The organism is Thalassobaculum sp. (genome assembly GCF_040219615.1).
GTDB lineage: Bacteria > Pseudomonadota > Alphaproteobacteria > Thalassobaculales > Thalassobaculaceae > Thalassobaculum_A.
Map to the genome: position 1 here is coordinate 108,405 of NZ_JAVJSE010000040.1, position 17,086 is coordinate 125,490.

The following is a 17,086-nucleotide window of genomic DNA, read 5'->3' on the forward strand; positions in this document are numbered from 1 at the left end:
ACGCAGTCGAGGACATCGGGTTGGAAATCCTGATCAATATCGCCGGCGGCATCGCGCTGCTGCTCTGGGGAGTCCGGATGGTCCGCACCGGCGTGACCCGGGCCTTCGGCTCGGCGATCCGGCGCGGAATCGCGGTGGCGACCCGGCGCCGCCTGACCGCCTTCGCCACCGGCATGGCGGTCACTGGCGTCCTGCAGAGCAGCACGGCGACCGCGCTGATCGTGTCGTCGTTCGGCGGCCGCGGCATGATCGCGCTGCCGGCGGCTCTCGCCGTCATGCTCGGCGCCGACGTCGGCAGCACATTGGTGGTCCAGGTGCTGTCGCTCGACATCTCCTGGCTGTCGCCGCTGTTCCTGCTGGTCGGCGTGATCGGCTTCCTGACCACCGAGGACAGCAGGCGGCGCAACCTGTCACGCATCCTGATCGGCCTCGGGATGATGCTGCTGGCGATCCGGCTGATCATGCTGGCCTCGCACCCGCTGCGCGACGCCGAGACCCTGTCGGTGCTGCTGCACCCGCTGACCAGCGAACCGCTGCTGGCGATCCTGGTGGCGGCCGTGCTGACCTGGCTGGCGCATTCCAGCCTGACGGTCGTGGTGCTGGTGATGTCGCTGGCGTCGCTGCAGGTCATCAGCATGCAGCTGGCGCTGGTGCTGGTGCTCGGTGCCAATGTCGGCGGCGCGATCACGCCGCTGGTCATGACGCTGGGGCAGCTGCCCAGTGCCCGCCGCGTTCCGCTCGGCAACCTGCTGATGCGGGCCGCCGGGGCCGCCGCCTGCGTGTGGGCGGTTCCCTACGTGATCCCGTATCTGGCGATGATCTCGTTCGACGACGCCCACCGGGTCGCGAACTTCCACACGATCTTCAACCTGGCGCTGGCGGCCGTGTTCCTGCCGCTCGTCAGCCTGGTCGCGGCCCTGGTCATGCGCCTGCTGCCCGAGCGCGAGATCGTCGACGACGACAAGCAGCCGCGCTACCTGGAGCAGTCGGCGCTCGATTCCCCGGCGGTCGCCCTGACCTGCGCCAGCCGCGAGACGTTGCGCATGGGCGACGAGGTCTCGGAGATGCTGACCCGCACCATGGAGGTGTTCCGGCGCGACGACGCCGGCATGGTGAAGGAGGTCGAGCGGTCGGACGACGTGGTCGACGGGCTGCACGAGGCGATCAAGATCTACCTGACCCGGCTGGCCCGCAACGAACTCGACCCGGCGGAGAGCCGCCGGACCGTCGAGATCCTAAGCTTCACCACCAACCTCGAACATGTCGGCGACATCATCGACAAGAACCTGATGGAGCTGGCGGCCAAGAAGATCAAGGCGCGGCTGTCGTTCTCCAAGGAGGGCCTCGGCGAGATCGAGAGCATGCATGCGCAGGTCGTCAGCAACCTGCAGCTGGCGCTGAACGTCTTCATGTCCGGCGACCTGCAGCTGGCGCGCAAGCTGCTCGAGCAGAAGGTGCGGATCCGCGAGATGGAGCAGCGCTACTCCGAGGCACACTACGCCCGCATCGGCGCCGGCCGGCCTGAATCGATGGAGAGCAGCTCGCTGCACCTGGACGTGCTGCGGGATCTCAAACGGATCAACAGTCACGTCACCTCTGTGGCCTACCCGATCCTCGAGGATGCCGGGCAGATCGCATCCAGCCGGCTGCGCACGCCGGACGCCGAGGCCGGCCGCAAGCAGCGTACGGCCCCCGCCAGCGAGGCCGACGCCCAATGAGCCACCCGATCGACCGGCTGTATCACGGCGTCCACCTCGCCCGGGCGGAATCGCCGCCCGAGAGCCGGACCGCCCAGTTGCTGAAGGACGGCAACCCGAAGGTCGCCAAGAAGGTCGCCGAGGAAGCCACCGAGGTGGCGCTCGACGCGGTCGTCGCGGACCGCGACGGCGTGATCCGGGAATCCGCCGACCTGCTCTACAACCTCATGGTGCTGTGGGTCCACATGGGCATTACGCCCTCGGAGATCTGGGCCGAGATGGACCATCGCGAGAGCACGCTCGGCCTGGCCGGCAAGATGCCCAAGTCCTGACGGAGCGACGGTCCATGGATGACGACCGGCTGGAAGCGCGGCTGCAGGTCGCGCAGGCGGCCGCCAGGGCGGGCGGCACGCTGGCCCGCGACTACTTCGAACGGCGAGCCGAGCTGGCGGTCGAGACCAAGGGTCCGCACGACCTGGTCAGTATCGCCGACCGGGCCGTGGAGACCGCGATCCGCGAGGCTATCGCCGCCGAGTTTCCGGACGATCCGCTGGTCGGCGAGGAGCATGGCGGCGACGCCGCCGAGACCGGCTGGGTGATCGACCCGATCGACGGCACCCAGAACTTCCTGCGCGGCATCCCGCAGTTCGTGGTGTCGATCGCCTACCGGCATGGCGGCCGGACCGAGATCGGCGTGATCCACGACCCGAACACCGGCGAGACCCATTCCGCCCGGCGCGGCCACGGCGCCCGGCGCGACGGCGTCGCGATCCGGGTCAGCGGAATCGGCAGCTTCGAGCATGCCGTGCTCGGCGTCGGCCACTCGCCGCGACACGCCGCCGAGCTGTACAACGCCACGGTTTCAGCGGTGGTGTCGGCCGGGGCCCAGACCCGCAACTACTGCTGCGCGGCCCTGCAGCTCGCCTATGTCGCCGACGGTCGGCTGGACGCGACCTGGGACCCGTATCTGCTGGACTGGGACGTCGCCGCCGGGATCCTGCTGGTCGAGGAGGCCGGTGGCACCTCCGTGTCGTTCGAGCCGGGCCGCCTCGGCCCCTCGGCCGACCGGCTGATCGCCGGAAACGCGGCATTGGTCGAGGCCCTGAGGGTGCTGCTGCCCTGAGTCCCCGGGATCCCGACCTAGGCCGGGACCGCGATGCTCGCCTCGCCGACCTTGTCCGATTCAACGGCAACCAGCTTCGAGGCACTGCCGGTCGTGCCGTCGGCCTTCGTCCACTCGTAGTGCATCATGTGACCGCCCGGATCCAATGCCTGACTGGTAGCGGTCCCGTCGGGGCCGAGCGGCAGCGGGCGCGACCCGATCCGCACCTTGATGCTGCTCCGGACCGGATCGGCCAGCTTCTCCCAGCCCTCGACCCTGACGTGCACCCGGCCGGGGACGGCGTCGTAGCGGTCGAACTCCTGCTTGCGGTCGAACGACAGCAGGCGGCCCCGTTGCCGAGTGGCCCATTGCGTGGTCTCGGCCTCGACGGCCGCCTCGACGCTGTCCATGAAGCGCCGTTGCAGATCGAGCAGCGCGTACAGCTCGGTACCGTCTGCGCCGGGCTGGTGCGCGGCCAGTCGCGAGGCCCACTCGTAGCGGAAGGCCGCCAGCCGCCGGACCAGCTCCGCCTGGGTCAGGCGGTACCGCATCCAGCTCTCGGAATACCCGAAGAAATTGTCGAGTCCGACAAGGATGCCGGCGATCGTGATCACGATGTAGCCGAGGTGCGAAGTCTCGATATCGCCGATCTTCGGAAGCATCGGCGCCGACAGCGGCACCAGCGCCCCCAGGCCGACCAGAACCAGGGACCAGCGGCGCAGCCGGCGCGCCACCGTGCCCTGCAGTCCGGCCTTGTCGTCATACCAGTCGATCCGGCCCTGAACCGCGGTCACGGTCGCCTGATGGATCGCATCGAGCGACTCCTGCAGCTTGTCCGGAGCCCAGGCGCCCAACGATGCCGGAAACGGCTGGAGATTGGCCGGATAGCCGGGCGGCCGCCCGCTCGCGCCCGCCTCGCCGCCCTTCCGGGAGCCGGAGTCGCTCATGCCATCCTCCCCGCGCAATCGAGCCCACAGGGAATCCGACAGAGAGTCGGCAGTCGAGTCAATCCCGCGTTGTGCAACCCCGGGCGCTGTGCGATCCAGGCGTCCGGCCGGTGGGCGCGGCGCCTACGTCCGCGCCAGCTGGGTCTCGACCAGCTTCGCCCAGAAGCTGGCGCCGACCGGCAGGACCTCGTCGTTGAAGTCGTACATCGGGTGGTGCAGGCCGTAGTCCTTGCCGGGCGCGCCGCCGCCGAGCCACAGGAAGGCACCGGGCCGCTCGCTCAGGAAGAACGCGAAGTCCTCGCTCGCCATGATCGGGGCGGTATCGCGCTCGACCATCTTCGGCCCGACCACCTGGTCGGCGACGTCGGCCACGATCCCGGCGGTCTCGGCCGGGTTGATCACCGCGTTGTAGCCGCGCCGGTACTCGACCTCGACCTCGCAGCCGAAGGCCCGGCCGACACCGTCGCACAGCGCCCGGATGCGCTGCTCGATCAGGTCGCGCACACCGTTGTCGAAGGTGCGGATCGACAGCTTCAGCTCGGCGGTCGCCGGGATCACGTTGTTGGCGGTGCCGGCGTGGAACTGCGCGACGGTAACCACCGCCGACAGCAGCGGGTCGACGTTGCGGCTGACCACGGTCTGGATGCCCTGGTACAGCTGGACGCCGACCGCAATCGGGTCGATCCCGTCATGCGGGCGGGCGGCATGCGCGCCCTTGCCGCGGACCGTGAGGAACGCCTGGTCGGCCGCCGCCATCAGCGGGCCGGGGCGGACGCCGATGGTGCCGGCCGGCATGTGCGGGGCGTTGTGGATGCCCCAGACCGTGTCGCTCGGGAAGCGCTCGAACAGGCCTTCCTCGATCATGACCCGGGCGCCCGCCCCGCCTTCCTCGGCCGGCTGGAAGACGAAGTTGACGGTGCCGTCGAAGTTGCGGGTCTCGGCCAGGTAGCGGGCCGCCCCCAGGAGCATGGTGGTGTGGCCGTCATGGCCGCAGGCATGCATGCGGCCCGGGTTCAGCGAGCGGTAGGGCGGGTTGCCCTCCTCGTCCATCGGCAGCGCGTCCATGTCGGCGCGCAGCGCGATCGAACGGCCGCTGTCGCCCTGGCCGCGCAGCACTCCGACGACACCGGTCCCGGCGATGCCGGTGTGAACCTCGATGCCCCAGGACTTCAGCTTCTCGGCCACCGCCGCCGCCGTGCGGTGCTCCTCGAACTTGATCTCCGGGTGGGCGTGGAAGTCACGTCGCCACTCGGTCATGTCGGCGTGGAACTCCGCAATGCGGTTGTTGACGGGCATCGATCGACTCCGAAGACGGGGCGGCGGCGCGGGCGGCAACGGCGGGCGCACAGGCCCGGCCCGCCCGGTTCACCGGATGAGACTGTGGCGATCATAGGCCGCAACCGGGGCTGTCAGGCAACTGCCAAAGCGAGGGGCCGGCATCGCACCGGCGCGTGCCTGGTCCCGAAGGGGCTTGACGTCATGCCGGACAGGCATCATTGTAAGTGAATGTTTACTAACTAAACAATCGCAGCCCGGGTCGGCGGTTTCCCCGAGGGACCGATCCGCGCCGCCCGTCGGAGTGACCGACCATGAGACAGTCCGAGTTCGCCCTGCTTGGGTCCCGCCGCTTCCTGCCGCTGTTCATCACCCAGTTCCTGGGGGCGATGAACGACAACGTGTTCAAGAACGCGTTCGTCATCTTGGCGCTCTACGGCATGGCCGACATTACGGGGCCCGCCGCCCAGGTGATGGTGACGGCGGCGGCCGGCGTTTTCATCCTGCCCTACTTCCTGTTCTCCGCCACCGCCGGCCAGCTCGCCGACGCCGTCGAGAAATCCAGCCTGATCCGGCGCATCAAGCTCGCCGAGATCGCCATCATGGCGGTCGGCGCGGTCGGCCTGCAGCTCGGCGATCCCTGGATCCTGATGGCGGTGCTGTTCCTGATGGGCGCGCAGTCGGCGTTCTTCGGGCCGGTCAAGTATGGGATCCTGCCGAACCATCTGGCCGAGAACGAGCTGGTCGGCGGCAACGGGCTGATCGAGGCCGGCACCTTCCTGGCCATCCTGGTCGGCACCATCGCCGGCGGGCTGCTAATCCTGCGGGCCGACGGCATCACCCTGGTCTCGGTCGCCCTGTTGGCGGTCGCCGTCGCCGGCTGGCTGGTGAGCCGGGCGATCCCGGTCGCCCCGCCCGAGGTTCCAGGCCTGCGCGTGCGTCGCAACTTCGTGGCCGAGACCGTCCGGATCGTCGCCCATGCCGGCCGCGACCGGACGATCTTCCTGACCATTCTCGGGCTGTCCTGGTTCTGGCTGGTCGGCGCCACCTTCCTGGCGCAGTTCCCGACGCTGGCGCAGGCGGTGCTGGGCGCCGACGAGACCGTGGTGACCCTGTTCCTGGTCGCGTTCGCGGTCGGCATCGCGGTCGGCTCGCTGGCCTGCAACGGCCTGCTGAAGGGCGAGGTCTCGGCCCGCTACGTGCCGCTGGCCGCGATCGCCATGACCGTGTTCATCGCCGACCTCTGCCTGGCGCTCGGCAGCCGGGCGCCCGGAGCGGCGACCGTGGACGCAGTCGCCTTCGTCGCCGCGCCGCAGAACTGGCGGATCCTGGTCGACCTGATCGGCCTGGCGATCGCCGGCGGTCTCTACAGCGTGCCGCTGTTCGCCATCCTGCAGGCCCGCAGCGAGCCCGCGCACCGGGCGCGCAACATCGCCGCCAACAACATCCTGAACGCCCTGTTCATGGTGGCCGGCGCGCTCTGGGCCTCGGTCATGCTGGCGCTCGAACTGGACGTGGTGGCGGTGTTCGCCTCGGTCGCGGCGGTGAATGCCGTGGTCGCCCTGTACATCTGCCGCCTGCTGCCCGACGAGCTGCTGAAGAGCCTGTTCGCGATCCCGCTGCGCCTGCTGTTCCGGGTGCGGGTGCACGGCCTCGCCAACTACCGCAAGGCCGGGCCGCGGGCGATCGTGGTGGCCAACCATGTCTCGTTCCTGGACGGCCTGCTGCTGGCGGTGTTCCTGCCAGGGTCGCCGGTGTTCGCAGTCGACACGCAGATCGCCCGGCGCTGGTGGGCACGCCCGATCCTGGCGCTGGCCCGGGTGTTCACGGTCGACCCGGGCAATCCGTTCGCCACCAAGGCCCTGGTCAAGGAGGTGCGGGCCGGCAATCACCTGGTGATCTTCCCGGAGGGTCGGATCACCGTGACCGGTGCGCTGATGAAGGTCCACGAGGGCCCCGGAATGATCGCCGACAAGGCCGACGCCGAGGTGATCCCGGTCCGCATCGACGGCGCCGAGGCCAGCGTGTTCTCGCGGATGCGGGGCAAGCTGCGGCGGCGGCTGTTCCCACGCATCGCCGTCACGGTGCTGGAGCCGCGCCGTTTCACCATCCCCGGGGAGATCCGGGGGCGGGCCCGCCGCCGGCTCGCCGGCGACCAGCTCTACGACGTCATGTCGGAGATGATGTTCGAGACCCGCAACCGCGACGAGACGCTGTTCGAGGCCCTGCTGGACGCCCGCCGGCTGCACGGCGGCCGGGCCGCGATCCTGGAGGACATCGAGCGCAAGCCGGCGAGCTACGACCGGGTGCTCACGGGTTCGCTGATCCTGGGTGCCAGGCTGGCCCGCCTCGCCGCCCCGGGCGAGCGCGTCGGTGTACTGCTGCCGAACTCGGTCGGCGCGGCGGTCTGCCTGTTCGGGCTGCTGGCCCGCGGCCGGGTCCCGGCGATGCTGAACTTCTCGACCGGGCCGCGCAACGTCGCCGCCGCCTGCCGGACCGCGACCCTCGGGACCGTCGTGACCTCCCGCCGGTTCGTCGAACTCGCCCGCCTGCAGGAACTGGTCGACGCCATCGAGCCGCTGGCACGGGTCGTCTATCTGGAGGACGTGCGCGCCGAAGTGACTGCGCTGGACAAGCTGCTGGGCGTCCTGGCGCGGCCGTTCGCCGGGCTGATCCACCGCCACCACCGGGTCCGCCCTGACGACCCTGCGGTGGTGCTGTTCACCTCCGGCTCCGAGGGCACCCCGAAGGGCGTCGTGCTGAGCCATGCCAACCTGCTGGCCAACCGCCACCAGATGGCGGCCCGGGTCGATTTCAACAGCACCGACCGGGTGTTCAACGCCCTGCCGGTGTTCCACTCCTTCGGCCTGACCGGCGGCCTGATCCTGCCGCTGCTGTCGGGGGTGCGGTCGTTCCTGTACCCGTCGCCGCTGCATTACCGGATCGTCCCGGCACTGGCCTACGACACCAACGCCACCATCCTGTTCGGCACCGACACCTTCCTGGCCGGATACGCCCGGCTGGCGCACCCCTACGACTTCTTCAACGTCCGCTACGTGTTCGCCGGCGCCGAGAAGGTGAAGGACGAGACCCGGCGGCTGTGGGCGGACCGCTTCGGCATCCGCATCCTCGAGGGCTACGGCGCCACCGAGACCGCCCCGGTGATCGCGGTCAACACGCCGATGCACTTCCGCGCCGGCACCGTCGGCCGGGTGGTGCCGGGCATGACGGTGCGGCTCGACCCGGTTCCCGGCGTCGACCGCGGCGGCCGGCTAGTGGTCGACGGGCCGAACGTGATGCTCGGCTACCTGCTGTCCGACAAGCCCGGTGCGCTGCAACCGGTCGAGAGCGGCTACGACACCGGCGACATCGTCGACATCGACCCCGAGGGCTTCGTCCACATCCTCGGCCGGGCCAAGCGCTTCGCCAAGGTGGCCGGCGAGATGGTGTCGCTCGCCGCCGTCGAGGAGCTGGCGTCCCGGACCTGGCCGGAAAGCGCCCACGCGGTCGTCGCCCTGCCGGACCCGCGCAAGGGCGAGCAGCTGGTCCTGGTGACCGAGCGCGGCGACGCCGAGCGCGGGCCGCTGCTGACGGCGGCCAAGGCGGCCGGGGTGGCGGAGCTCGCGGTGCCCCGCCGGATCGTCCCGGTCACCTCCCTGCCCCTGCTGGGGACCGGCAAGACCGACTACCCGGCGGTCGAGCGCATGCTGCGCGACGCCGACCGCGACGCCGGGCCGGCCGCCGTCGAGCCTTCCGGCGCGTCGCCCGCGACATCTTAGTGTTTCGTTAGCGCGTCGCCCGTATCATGCGAGTGGATCCGGCCGTCTGCGACGCAGCGGACGGCCGGACCGCTGGCCCGATGGACGGGTCGGGCGCAGCCCACCTGGAACCGCTCGATGTCGACTCCGGTGTCGCCTTTTCGGTCGTTGACGGCCCGGCTCCTGGCGCAGACCGCCGTGGTATCGCTGGTGCTGTTGCTGGCGGTCCTGGCGATCAACCTGGAGCTGACGATCCGCCAGACCTGGGAGCGCGCCGAGAAGGCGATCGCCGCCAGCGTCGTGTCGGTCGAGGGCGCCGCCGAGGAAGCGCTGTGGCAGTTCAACCTGCAGCAGGCGGAACGGCTCGTCCAAGGACTGACCAACAACCCCCTCATTCGCAGCGCGGTGCTGCGCGACGACTCCGACGATGTGGTCGCGGCATCGCGCCAGGACGCCGCCGGCGAGGACTGGCTGACCACGTCACTGCTGACCGGCGAGCGCCCGGACCTGGACCTGCTGCGGCCGATGGTGCGCCGCGGCGTGCTGCCCGGGGAGGTCAACCAGAAGGTCGGCAGCCTGGAACTGCAGATCGACTACGCCGCCCTGCACGCCCTGGTGCTGGACCAGTTCCTGAAGATCTTCTGGGCCGTCGTCCTGCTGGGCTTCGTGCTGATGGCCTCGGTGTCCGTGATCGGCCTGCTGAACGCCGCGCGACCGTTGCGCCGGCTTGCAGAGACCATCCGGGCCGCCGGCGGATCGCTGGAGCCCGGCAGCCTGACCGCCGACGAACTGGTCCGCCGCAACGACGAGATCGGTCAGGTGTCGCGCGCCTTCGTGTCCACGGTCCGCGACCTCGCCCACCGCACGCGCGAGGCCGAGGACGCCCAGACCAAACTGCGCAACATCCTGCACGGCTCGATCCAGGCGATCATCGTGCATCGCGACCTGAAGCCGATGTTCGTGAACGATGCCGCGGCCGCCATGTTCGGCTACGCCGACCCCAACGAGATGCTCGAGCAGTGCGACCTGCGCGAGACCTTCCCGAAACTGCCGGACGGCACCCTCGAAGGCTTCGTCGACATCCTGGGAAGCAGCGAGCTGGACGAGGTCCGCCTGCTGATCCGCCCACGCCTGCGTCGCGACGGCAGCCGGTTCCTGGCCGAGATCGCCGCCCGCAAGATCCGCTGGGAAGGCGAATGGGCGGTCCAGGTGGCACTGATCGACGTCAGTGCCCGGGTGCGCGCCGAGCAGGAACTGCGCGACCTGGCGACCCGCGATGCCCTGACACACCTGCCCAACAAGTCGCTGTTCCTCGAGCAGCTCGGCTTCGCATTGCGCGACGCCCGTCCCGGACGGCTCGGGATTCTTTTCGTGAACGTCAACCGCATGAAGGGCTTCAACGACGCCCTCGGGCTGGTCGGCGGCGACGAGCTGCTGCGCCAGATCGGCGAGCGGCTGCGCTCGCAGCTCGCCGGGCGGTCGCTGATCGCCAAGTTTCCGGGCGACAAGTTCGCCGTGCTGATGCCGGCCATCGACGACGAGAGCGACCTTATCGCCCTGGCCCAGCGCTTCGACGAGCTGCTGCGCGCCCGGTTCACCATCGCCAGCCAGTCGGTGCAGGCGACGCTGTCCTACGGGGCCGCGGTCTGGCCGTTCGACGGCCGCAACGCCGAGGAGCTCACGCTGGCGGCCGAGCGCGCCTGCGTCAGCGCCAACCTTCGGCGCGCCCGCCAGGTCGTGTTCTCCGACCAGTCGATGAACATCGAGGCGTCGCGCCGATACGACATCGAGCGTCAGCTCGCCGAGGCGCTGACGTCGGGCGGCCTGGAAGTGCACTACCAGCCGAAGGTAAGGGCCCGCGACGGCCGCATCGTCGGCGCCGAGGCCCTGATCCGCTGGCCGACCGCCGACGGCGGCTTCATCTCGCCGGCCGAGTTCATCCCGGTGTCCGAGTCCACCGGCCAGATCATCGATGTCGGACGCTTCGTCGTCCGCCGGGTCTGTGCCGACCAGGAACGGCTGGCCCGCGAGGTCGGGCTGATGGTGCCGGTGGCGGTGAACGTCTCGGCCATCCAGTTCCAGAACGACGACATGCTGCGGACCGCCCGCCAGGCGCTGGAGGCGCACCGGCTGCCGCCGTCGGCCCTGCAGTTCGAAGTGACCGAGAGCGCCACGATGGACCAGATCGACGAGGTGGTCCCGATGCTGGCGGCCCTGCGCACCTACGGCGTGCGGGTGGCGATCGACGACTTCGGCACCGGCTACTCGTCGCTCAGCCACCTCAAGCGGCTGCCGATCGACTACCTGAAACTGGACCGCAGCTTCACCCGCGACGTGCTCGGCGACGACGGCCGCTCGATCGCCTCGGCGATCGTCGGGCTCGGCCACGCCCTCGGTCTGACGGTGATCGCCGAGGGCGTCGAGACCGACGACGAGGCCGCGGTGCTGAGCCATCTCGGATACGACGAGTTCCAGGGCTTCCACTTCGCCCGGCCGATGCCGATCGAGAAGTACCAGGCATGGATCCTGGACCAGCGGGCGGTCGGCAAGGCCTGATGGCTGGGATTGCCTTGCCTGATATCGTCACCGATCGGTGCCGGTCCCTGCTCGGCCACTGGTTTAGCCTGCCGCGACCGCCACACAGCCTGATTCCGCTCAAGAGCGCGCTCGACCCGCTGGCGATCCCGAAACTCCTGCCACGTGTGCTGCTCCACGACCTCCGACAACCGGGCCGGGCGATCCTGCGGCTGGTCGGGACCGGTCTCGTCGAGCAGTACGGCTTCGATCCGACGGGCCACGACTACGAGCGCTATGTGGAGCCGGAGCGCTGGCCGTCGGCGCTCGCCGAGCTGGTGAAGGTGGCCGGGCATCCCTGCGGCATGCGCGTCCTGACCGAGCATGTGCATTCCGACGGACGGGTGCACGAGAACGAGGCGGTCGGCCTCCCGCTCGAAGCCGACGACGGCAGCGGCCGGTTCCTGCTGTTCGTGGACGAGATCGTGAAGGCCCCGGTGGGCATCGATCCGCGGCGGCGGCCGGTCAGGCATCTTGTCGTGAAGCAGCGCGACTACCTCGACATCGGCGGCGGCGCTCCCTCGGCCGGGGCGACCGCCGCGGTTCGATAAGCCGTCCGTCGCGCCGGTGCGTGATCCTTGCTTTCGCCCGGCTCCGCCCGGCACCCTTCCGGCAATGACGCGCCGCTTCCCCGCACCCTGGTTCCGAATCGCGATCGGCGCGCAGGCCACCCTGCTGGTGGGAATGGGCCTCGGGCGATTCTCCTACACGCCGATGGTGCCGGCGCTGATCGAGGGTGGCGGCGTCACGGCGGCCGGGGCGGGCTCGATCGGCGCCGCCAATCTCGGCGGCTACCTGATCGGCGGGCTCGCCGTGCCGTGGTTGCTGGCCCGGGCCCGTCCGGCCGACATCCTGCGGGCCTGCCTGCTGCTGTCCTTCGCCGCGCTCGCCGCCAGCGCCGTCCCGGCCGGCTTCGCCTGGCTGCTGGGCTGCCGCCTGCTGCTCGGAATCGCCGTCGCGGTCATGATGATCCTGGCGATCTCCGCCGTGACCGCCGCCGCCCCCGAACCGCTGCTCGGCCGGGCAACCGCCATCGCCTTCACCGGGGTCGGGCTCGGCATCCTGTTCTCCGCCACCGCGCTGCCGATGCTGCTGGCGCACGGTCTGGTCTGGGCCTGGCTGGGCACCGCCGCCATCGGCGCCGTTGGGGTCGGCGTCGGGCTGTGGGGCTGGTCCGGCGAACCGGTGACGGCACGACCCGCGACGGCGGCCCGGCACCGTCCGGGCCCGGACGCGGTTCGCCTGGTGATCGCCCAGGGGCTGTTCTCGATCGGGCTGGTGCCGCATTCGATCTGGTGGGTCGACTATCTGGTGCGCGGGCTCGGCTGGCCGATGGCGGCGGGCACCGCCCAGTGGTCGCTGTTCGGCCTCGGTGCCGTACTCGGGACCGTCGCCTGGGGCCGGCTGGCCGACCGCATCGGCTTCTCGACCGCCCTCGCGCTGGTGTTCGCCAGCCTGGCAGCCGGCATCGCCCTGCCGATGCTGGCGCCCGGGCCGGTCACGGTGGTGCTGTCCTCGCTGCTGGTCGGGGCCCAGCCCGGGCTGTCGGCGGTGATCGCCGGGCGGGCCCAGCGGGCGATCGGCCCCGGCTCGATGCTCGGGCTGTGGCGCTGGATGGTGCTGGCGGTCGGCACCGGGCAGCTGGTCGGCGGCTACGGACTGGTCGCGCTGTTCGAAGCCAGCGGCAGCTATCCGGCGGTATTCCTGGTCGGGGCCGCCGCGATGGCCGGGGGCGCGGTCCTGGCACTCGGGCTGCGGGCCGGCGACCGAGGCTAGCTCCTGCCCGTCGCCGGGACCGGCAACCGCTCGCGCACCGCATCCGCCAGCAGCGGAGCGAGGTCGATGGCGTTGGACGGATGGGCGATGGTGTTGCAGGTGACGATCCGGCCGGCACCGGCCGCCTGCAGGTCACGCCAGGCGTGGCCGGCGAACACCGCGTGCACGCCGACGCAGACCGGCGCCGCCAGCCCCGCCCGCCGCAGATGGCCGACCGTCTCGATCATGGTCCGGGCGGTCGAGACGATGTCGTCGACAAGCACCGGCGTGCGATCGCGCCAGCGCTCGACCGCCGGGACCGAGACCTCGACCGAGCGGTCGCCGTGCCGCGTCTTCTCGAGCACCAGACAGGGTGCCTCCGCCGCCGCGGCGACCGCCGAGACCCACTGCCCGCTCTCCTCGTCCGGACCGACCAGCAGGGGGGCGGGCACGGCCGCCCGGATCCAGTCCGCGATCGCCGGGGCGGCGTGCAGCACGGTGGCCGGCACCGCGTAGATCTCCGCCAGCGATCGCCGCCGGTGCAGGTGCGGATCGACCGTGATCAGCCAGTCGATCCAGGGGTCGAGCAGGCGCGCGAAGATCGCCGAGGTGACCGCCTCGCCGGACTGGAACCGGGCGTCCTGACGCATGTAGCCGAGATATGGGCAGACCAGTCCGACCGCGGTCGCCCCCAGCTCGCGGGCGGTCGCCGCCGCGAACACCAGCGGCAACAGTCGGTCGTCCGGGCGGTCCAGCGAGCAGACCAGCACCACCGGCCGGCCGGCCACCGGCGACTCAAGCCGGACATGGCTCTCGCCGTCGGGAAACCGATGGACCGTCAGGATCCCGGACTCGGCCCCCAGCCGCGACGCCAGGTCGGCGGCGAGCGCCTCGTTGCCGGGCAGCGGCAGCAGCAACGGGCGCATCACGCCGCCTCGACCCGGACGATCGGCGGGTGGGTGGCGACATAGTCCAGGGCATATTCGAGCTCGCCCGGGCTGTCGGCGTGCAGGGTGAACAGCGGCTGCCCGGGTTCGACCATGCGGTCCAGTCCGGCATGCAGCTCGAGGCCGGCGGCCTTGGCGACCGGTGCGCCGGCCAGCTTGGCCGCCATCGCCAGGGCGCGGTTGTCGATCGCCGCCACCCGCCCGGCCCGGACGGCCGTCACCGGCCGCCGATGGACCGCCTCCGGGGGTGTCCGCATGCCGCCCTGGGCCTCGCAGATCGCCTGGAACTTCCGCCACGCCCGGCCGTCGGCCAGCACCGCGCCGGCGATCGCGATCCCGGTGCCGGCGGCCGCCGCCCCGGCCATCTCCAGCAGCGCGCCGGCCAGCGCCAGCGACCGGGTCCGCAGGTCGGGCGGCGCATCCGGCCGGTTCTGCAGGACGTCCAGCACGTCGCGGGCCTCCAGCGCCGGCCCGATGCCGCGGCCGACCGGCTGGCGCCCGTCGGTCCGGATGCAGGACAGCCGGATGCCCAGGCTGGTCGCAACCACCGTCAGCGCGCCCTCCAGGCGCTCGGCGTCGGCCTCGGTCCGCACCTTCGCGGTCGGCCCCACCGGCAGGTCGAGCACCAGATGGGTCGAGCCGGCCGCCGCCTTCTTCGACAGTACCGAGGCGACCAGCTGGCCCTCGCTGTCGATGTCGAGGGCGCGCTCGACCCGGATCAGGGTGTCGTCGATCGGGCTCAGCCGCACCGCGCCGCCCCACACCACGCAGCCGCCCTCGCGCTCGACCACCCGGCGCATGGCCGGCAGGTCGAGGTCGACCGGCGCCATGGTCTCCATGACGTCGGCGGTGCCGGCCGGCGAGGTGATCGCCCTCGACGAGGTCTTCGGGATCGTCAGCCCGCAGGCCGCCACGATCGCGACCACGATCGGGGTAGTTCGGTTGCCGGGCAGGCCGCCGACGCAGTGCTTGTCGACGATCGGACCGGCGCCCCAGTCGAGCCGGTCGCCGGAGGCCACCATCGCCCGGGTCAGCTCCAGGACCTCGCCGTCGTCGAGTCCGCGCGCCGCGCAGGCGGTGATGAAGGCGGTCAGGTGGACGTCCGAATAGCGCCCGGCGGCGATGTCGCCGACGATCGTCGCGAGCGCGCGGTCGCCGAACCGGTTGCCGTAGATCTTGGCCCGCAGCAGGCTCAGGGAGTCGAGCGGGGCCGGATGGCTGAAATGCACCAGGTCCCCGTCCGACAGCGCCAGCCGCCGCCAGGCCGCCTCCGACAGCCCGACCTCGCCGGGGTCGAGCAGGTCGCCCAGGACCTGGTTCACCGTGGCGATGGTCGAGGCGCTGCCGCTGTGCACGCGAACCCGGGTGCGGGCGACGAAGCCCTCGGCCCGGCAGACCGGGCAGTCCCGGCGCATGTAGACCACCGCCTCCTGCTGGGTGTCGATCCCGAGACGCCGGGCCCGCAGCGCGTGGCGGCTTTCGTCCATCGGCTGCTCCTGTGTCGCCGGCATCGCTCAGTCCAGGGTCACGATGCGCCCGTGCTCCGGCACCTCGCAATCCCAGCCGAGCTCGTCGACGATCCGCCGGCGCAGCGCCTCCGACGCCGGCGGCTCGCCCTGCACCACGAAGGTCCGGCGCGGCGGCCGCCGGAAGCCGGACAGCCAGGCCATGATGTCGTCGGCGTCGGCATGGGCCGACAGCAGGTGCAGGTTCGCCACCTCCGCCCGGATCTGCACCATCCGGCCGTAGATCCTCACGGCCTCCGCGCCGCCGGCGATCGCCGCCCCGCGGGTGCCCTCGGCCTGGAGCCCCCCGAACACGATGGCGTTGCGCGGGTCGGAGGCGAAATGCGCGAGGTGGTCGAGGATCCGCCCGCCGGTCGCGCGGCCGCTCGCCGAGACGATCACCTTCGGGGCCGGGTCCCGGTCCAGGGCCGCCGACTCCCCGGCGTCCTGCACATAGGTCGCGACGTTGCAGGCGGCCCGGCACTCCGCCGCGGTCAGGCGGTGCTCGGCCAGGTACCGGCAGAAGATCTCGGCGGCGTTCAGCGCCATCGGGCTGTCCACGAACACCGGCAGGTCCGGGATCCGGCGCCGGGCCTTGAGGCGGTGCAGGTGGAACAGCAGGGTCTGCGCCCAGCCGACCGCCAGCGCCGGGATCAGCACCGTGCCGCCGCGGGCGGCGGTGCGCGAGATCACCTCGGCCAGCAGTTCCTCCGGATCCTCGGCGGCGTGTCGGCGGTCGCCGTAGACCGACTCCACCAGCAGGAAGTCGGTCTCCTCGACCCGGGCCGGGTCCGGCATGATCGTGCTGTTCCAGCGCCCGAGGTCGCCCGAGAACAGCACGCTGCGCGCCTCCCAGGACAGCGCCGCCAGCGCCGCCCCCAGGATGTGGCCGGAGGGTCGGAACCGCAGCGTCAGGCCGCCGCCGACGTCGAACGGCGCGTCGAACGGCACCGGCGCGAACCGGCGCAGCGCCGCCGCCGCGTCGGCCTCGGTGTAGAGCGGCAGCGCCGGGCGGTGCCGCGAGAACCCGTGGCGGTTGGCCAGTTCGGCGTCGCGTTCCTGTAGCCGCCCGTTGTCGCGCAGCAGGATCTCGCACAGGTCGCGGGTCGCCGGCGTGGCGTGGACCGGGCCGTCGAAGCCGTCACGGACCAGCCGCGGCAGGTAGCCCGAGTGATCCAGATGCGCGTGGGTCAGGACCACCGCGTCGACCGACCGGGGGTCGAACGGCATCGGTTCCCAGTTGTGCCGGCGCAGCGGCTTGGACCCCTGGAACAGCCCGCAGTCGACCAGGACCCGCCGGCCGGGTGCCTCCAGCAGATATTTCGAGCCGGTCACCGTTCCGGCGCCGCCGAAGAACCCGAGGCTGACCGCCATGTACCGTCCTCCCGGCCCGATGGGTGGGGCCCGATGGGTAGGGCATCGCCCATCCTGGCCAGCCGCCGGGGGCGGGCATTGACCTGCGTCAAGCGGATCCAGGCCCCCGTTGAACTGCCCCGCGCGGCCGTGACATCCTCGCCCGAGTGCCC

Annotated in this window: 12 protein-coding genes; 7 read left to right on the plus strand and 5 right to left on the minus strand. The window is 71.3% G+C overall.

The window, feature by feature from the left end; all coding sequences use genetic code 11:
* The first annotated feature begins 20 nt into the window (after positions 1-20).
* From RIC31_RS22145 to RIC31_RS22155, 3 genes are read left to right on the plus strand one after another with little or no spacing between them, the layout of a single operon-like run.
* Complete coding sequence (locus RIC31_RS22145) at positions 21-1,718, plus strand: Na/Pi cotransporter family protein (protein ID WP_350113050.1); 1,698 nt, start codon at positions 21-23, stop codon at positions 1,716-1,718.
* Complete coding sequence (hisE, locus tag RIC31_RS22150; RefSeq protein WP_350113053.1) at positions 1,715-2,029, plus strand: phosphoribosyl-ATP diphosphatase; 315 nt, start codon at positions 1,715-1,717, stop codon at positions 2,027-2,029. The genes RIC31_RS22145 and hisE overlap by 4 nt, the downstream gene beginning before the upstream one ends.
* 14 nt (positions 2,030-2,043) lie before the next feature.
* Positions 2,044-2,820: an inositol monophosphatase family protein gene (locus tag RIC31_RS22155; protein WP_350113056.1), complete on the plus strand. Its 777-nt coding sequence runs from the start codon at positions 2,044-2,046 to the stop codon at positions 2,818-2,820.
* Between the two features lie 17 nt (positions 2,821-2,837).
* Here RIC31_RS22155 and RIC31_RS22160 read toward each other — a convergent pair whose 3' ends face one another.
* Positions 2,838-3,746 (minus strand): SLATT domain-containing protein, encoded by a 909-nt coding sequence (locus tag RIC31_RS22160; protein WP_350113059.1) that lies wholly within the window; start codon positions 3,744-3,746, stop codon positions 2,838-2,840.
* A 123-nt stretch (positions 3,747-3,869) separates the two neighbouring features.
* A complete protein-coding gene (locus RIC31_RS22165; protein WP_350113062.1) occupies positions 3,870-5,042 on the minus strand; it encodes a M20 aminoacylase family protein in 1,173 nt (390 codons plus the stop codon).
* Positions 5,043-5,335: 293 nt separating this feature from the next.
* Here RIC31_RS22165 and RIC31_RS22170 point away from each other — a divergent pair, with 293 nt between their 5' ends.
* From RIC31_RS22170 to RIC31_RS22185, 4 genes are all read left to right on the plus strand, one after another.
* Positions 5,336-8,800, plus strand: a complete 3,465-nt coding sequence (locus tag RIC31_RS22170) for an acyl-[ACP]--phospholipid O-acyltransferase (protein WP_350113065.1) — start codon at positions 5,336-5,338, stop codon at positions 8,798-8,800.
* Positions 8,801-8,917: 117 nt separating this feature from the next.
* Positions 8,918-11,335 carry an EAL domain-containing protein gene (locus tag RIC31_RS22175; protein ID WP_350113068.1) on the plus strand — a complete coding sequence of 806 codons (2,418 nt, stop codon included), beginning with the start codon at positions 8,918-8,920 and terminating at the stop codon, positions 11,333-11,335.
* Positions 11,335-11,904, plus strand: coding sequence for a PAS domain-containing protein (locus tag RIC31_RS22180; protein ID WP_350113071.1), 570 nt, complete (start codon positions 11,335-11,337; stop codon positions 11,902-11,904). Before RIC31_RS22175 ends, RIC31_RS22180 begins: the two co-directional genes overlap by 1 nt.
* 64 nt (positions 11,905-11,968) lie before the next feature.
* Positions 11,969-13,129: a YbfB/YjiJ family MFS transporter gene (locus tag RIC31_RS22185; protein WP_350113074.1), complete on the plus strand. Its 1,161-nt coding sequence runs from the start codon at positions 11,969-11,971 to the stop codon at positions 13,127-13,129.
* Here RIC31_RS22185 and RIC31_RS22190 read toward each other — a convergent pair.
* Genes RIC31_RS22190 through RIC31_RS22200 form a run of 3 tightly spaced genes read right to left on the minus strand, consistent with a single transcriptional unit; the run spans position 13,126 to position 16,934 of the window.
* The gene (locus RIC31_RS22190; RefSeq protein WP_350113077.1) at positions 13,126-14,034 is read right to left on the minus strand and encodes a ribose-phosphate pyrophosphokinase; all 909 of its coding nucleotides are present in this window, start codon (positions 14,032-14,034) and stop codon (positions 13,126-13,128) included. The genes RIC31_RS22185 and RIC31_RS22190 overlap by 4 nt on opposite strands.
* Entirely contained in the window at positions 14,034-15,542 is a 1,509-nt protein-coding gene (locus RIC31_RS22195) for a thymidine phosphorylase family protein (RefSeq protein WP_350113080.1), read from the minus strand. The genes RIC31_RS22190 and RIC31_RS22195 overlap by 1 nt, the downstream gene beginning before the upstream one ends.
* A 27-nt stretch (positions 15,543-15,569) precedes the next feature.
* Positions 15,570-16,934, minus strand: coding sequence for an MBL fold metallo-hydrolase RNA specificity domain-containing protein (locus RIC31_RS22200; RefSeq protein ID WP_350113083.1), 1,365 nt, complete (start codon positions 16,932-16,934; stop codon positions 15,570-15,572).
* Between the last annotated feature and the right edge of the window lie 152 nt (positions 16,935-17,086).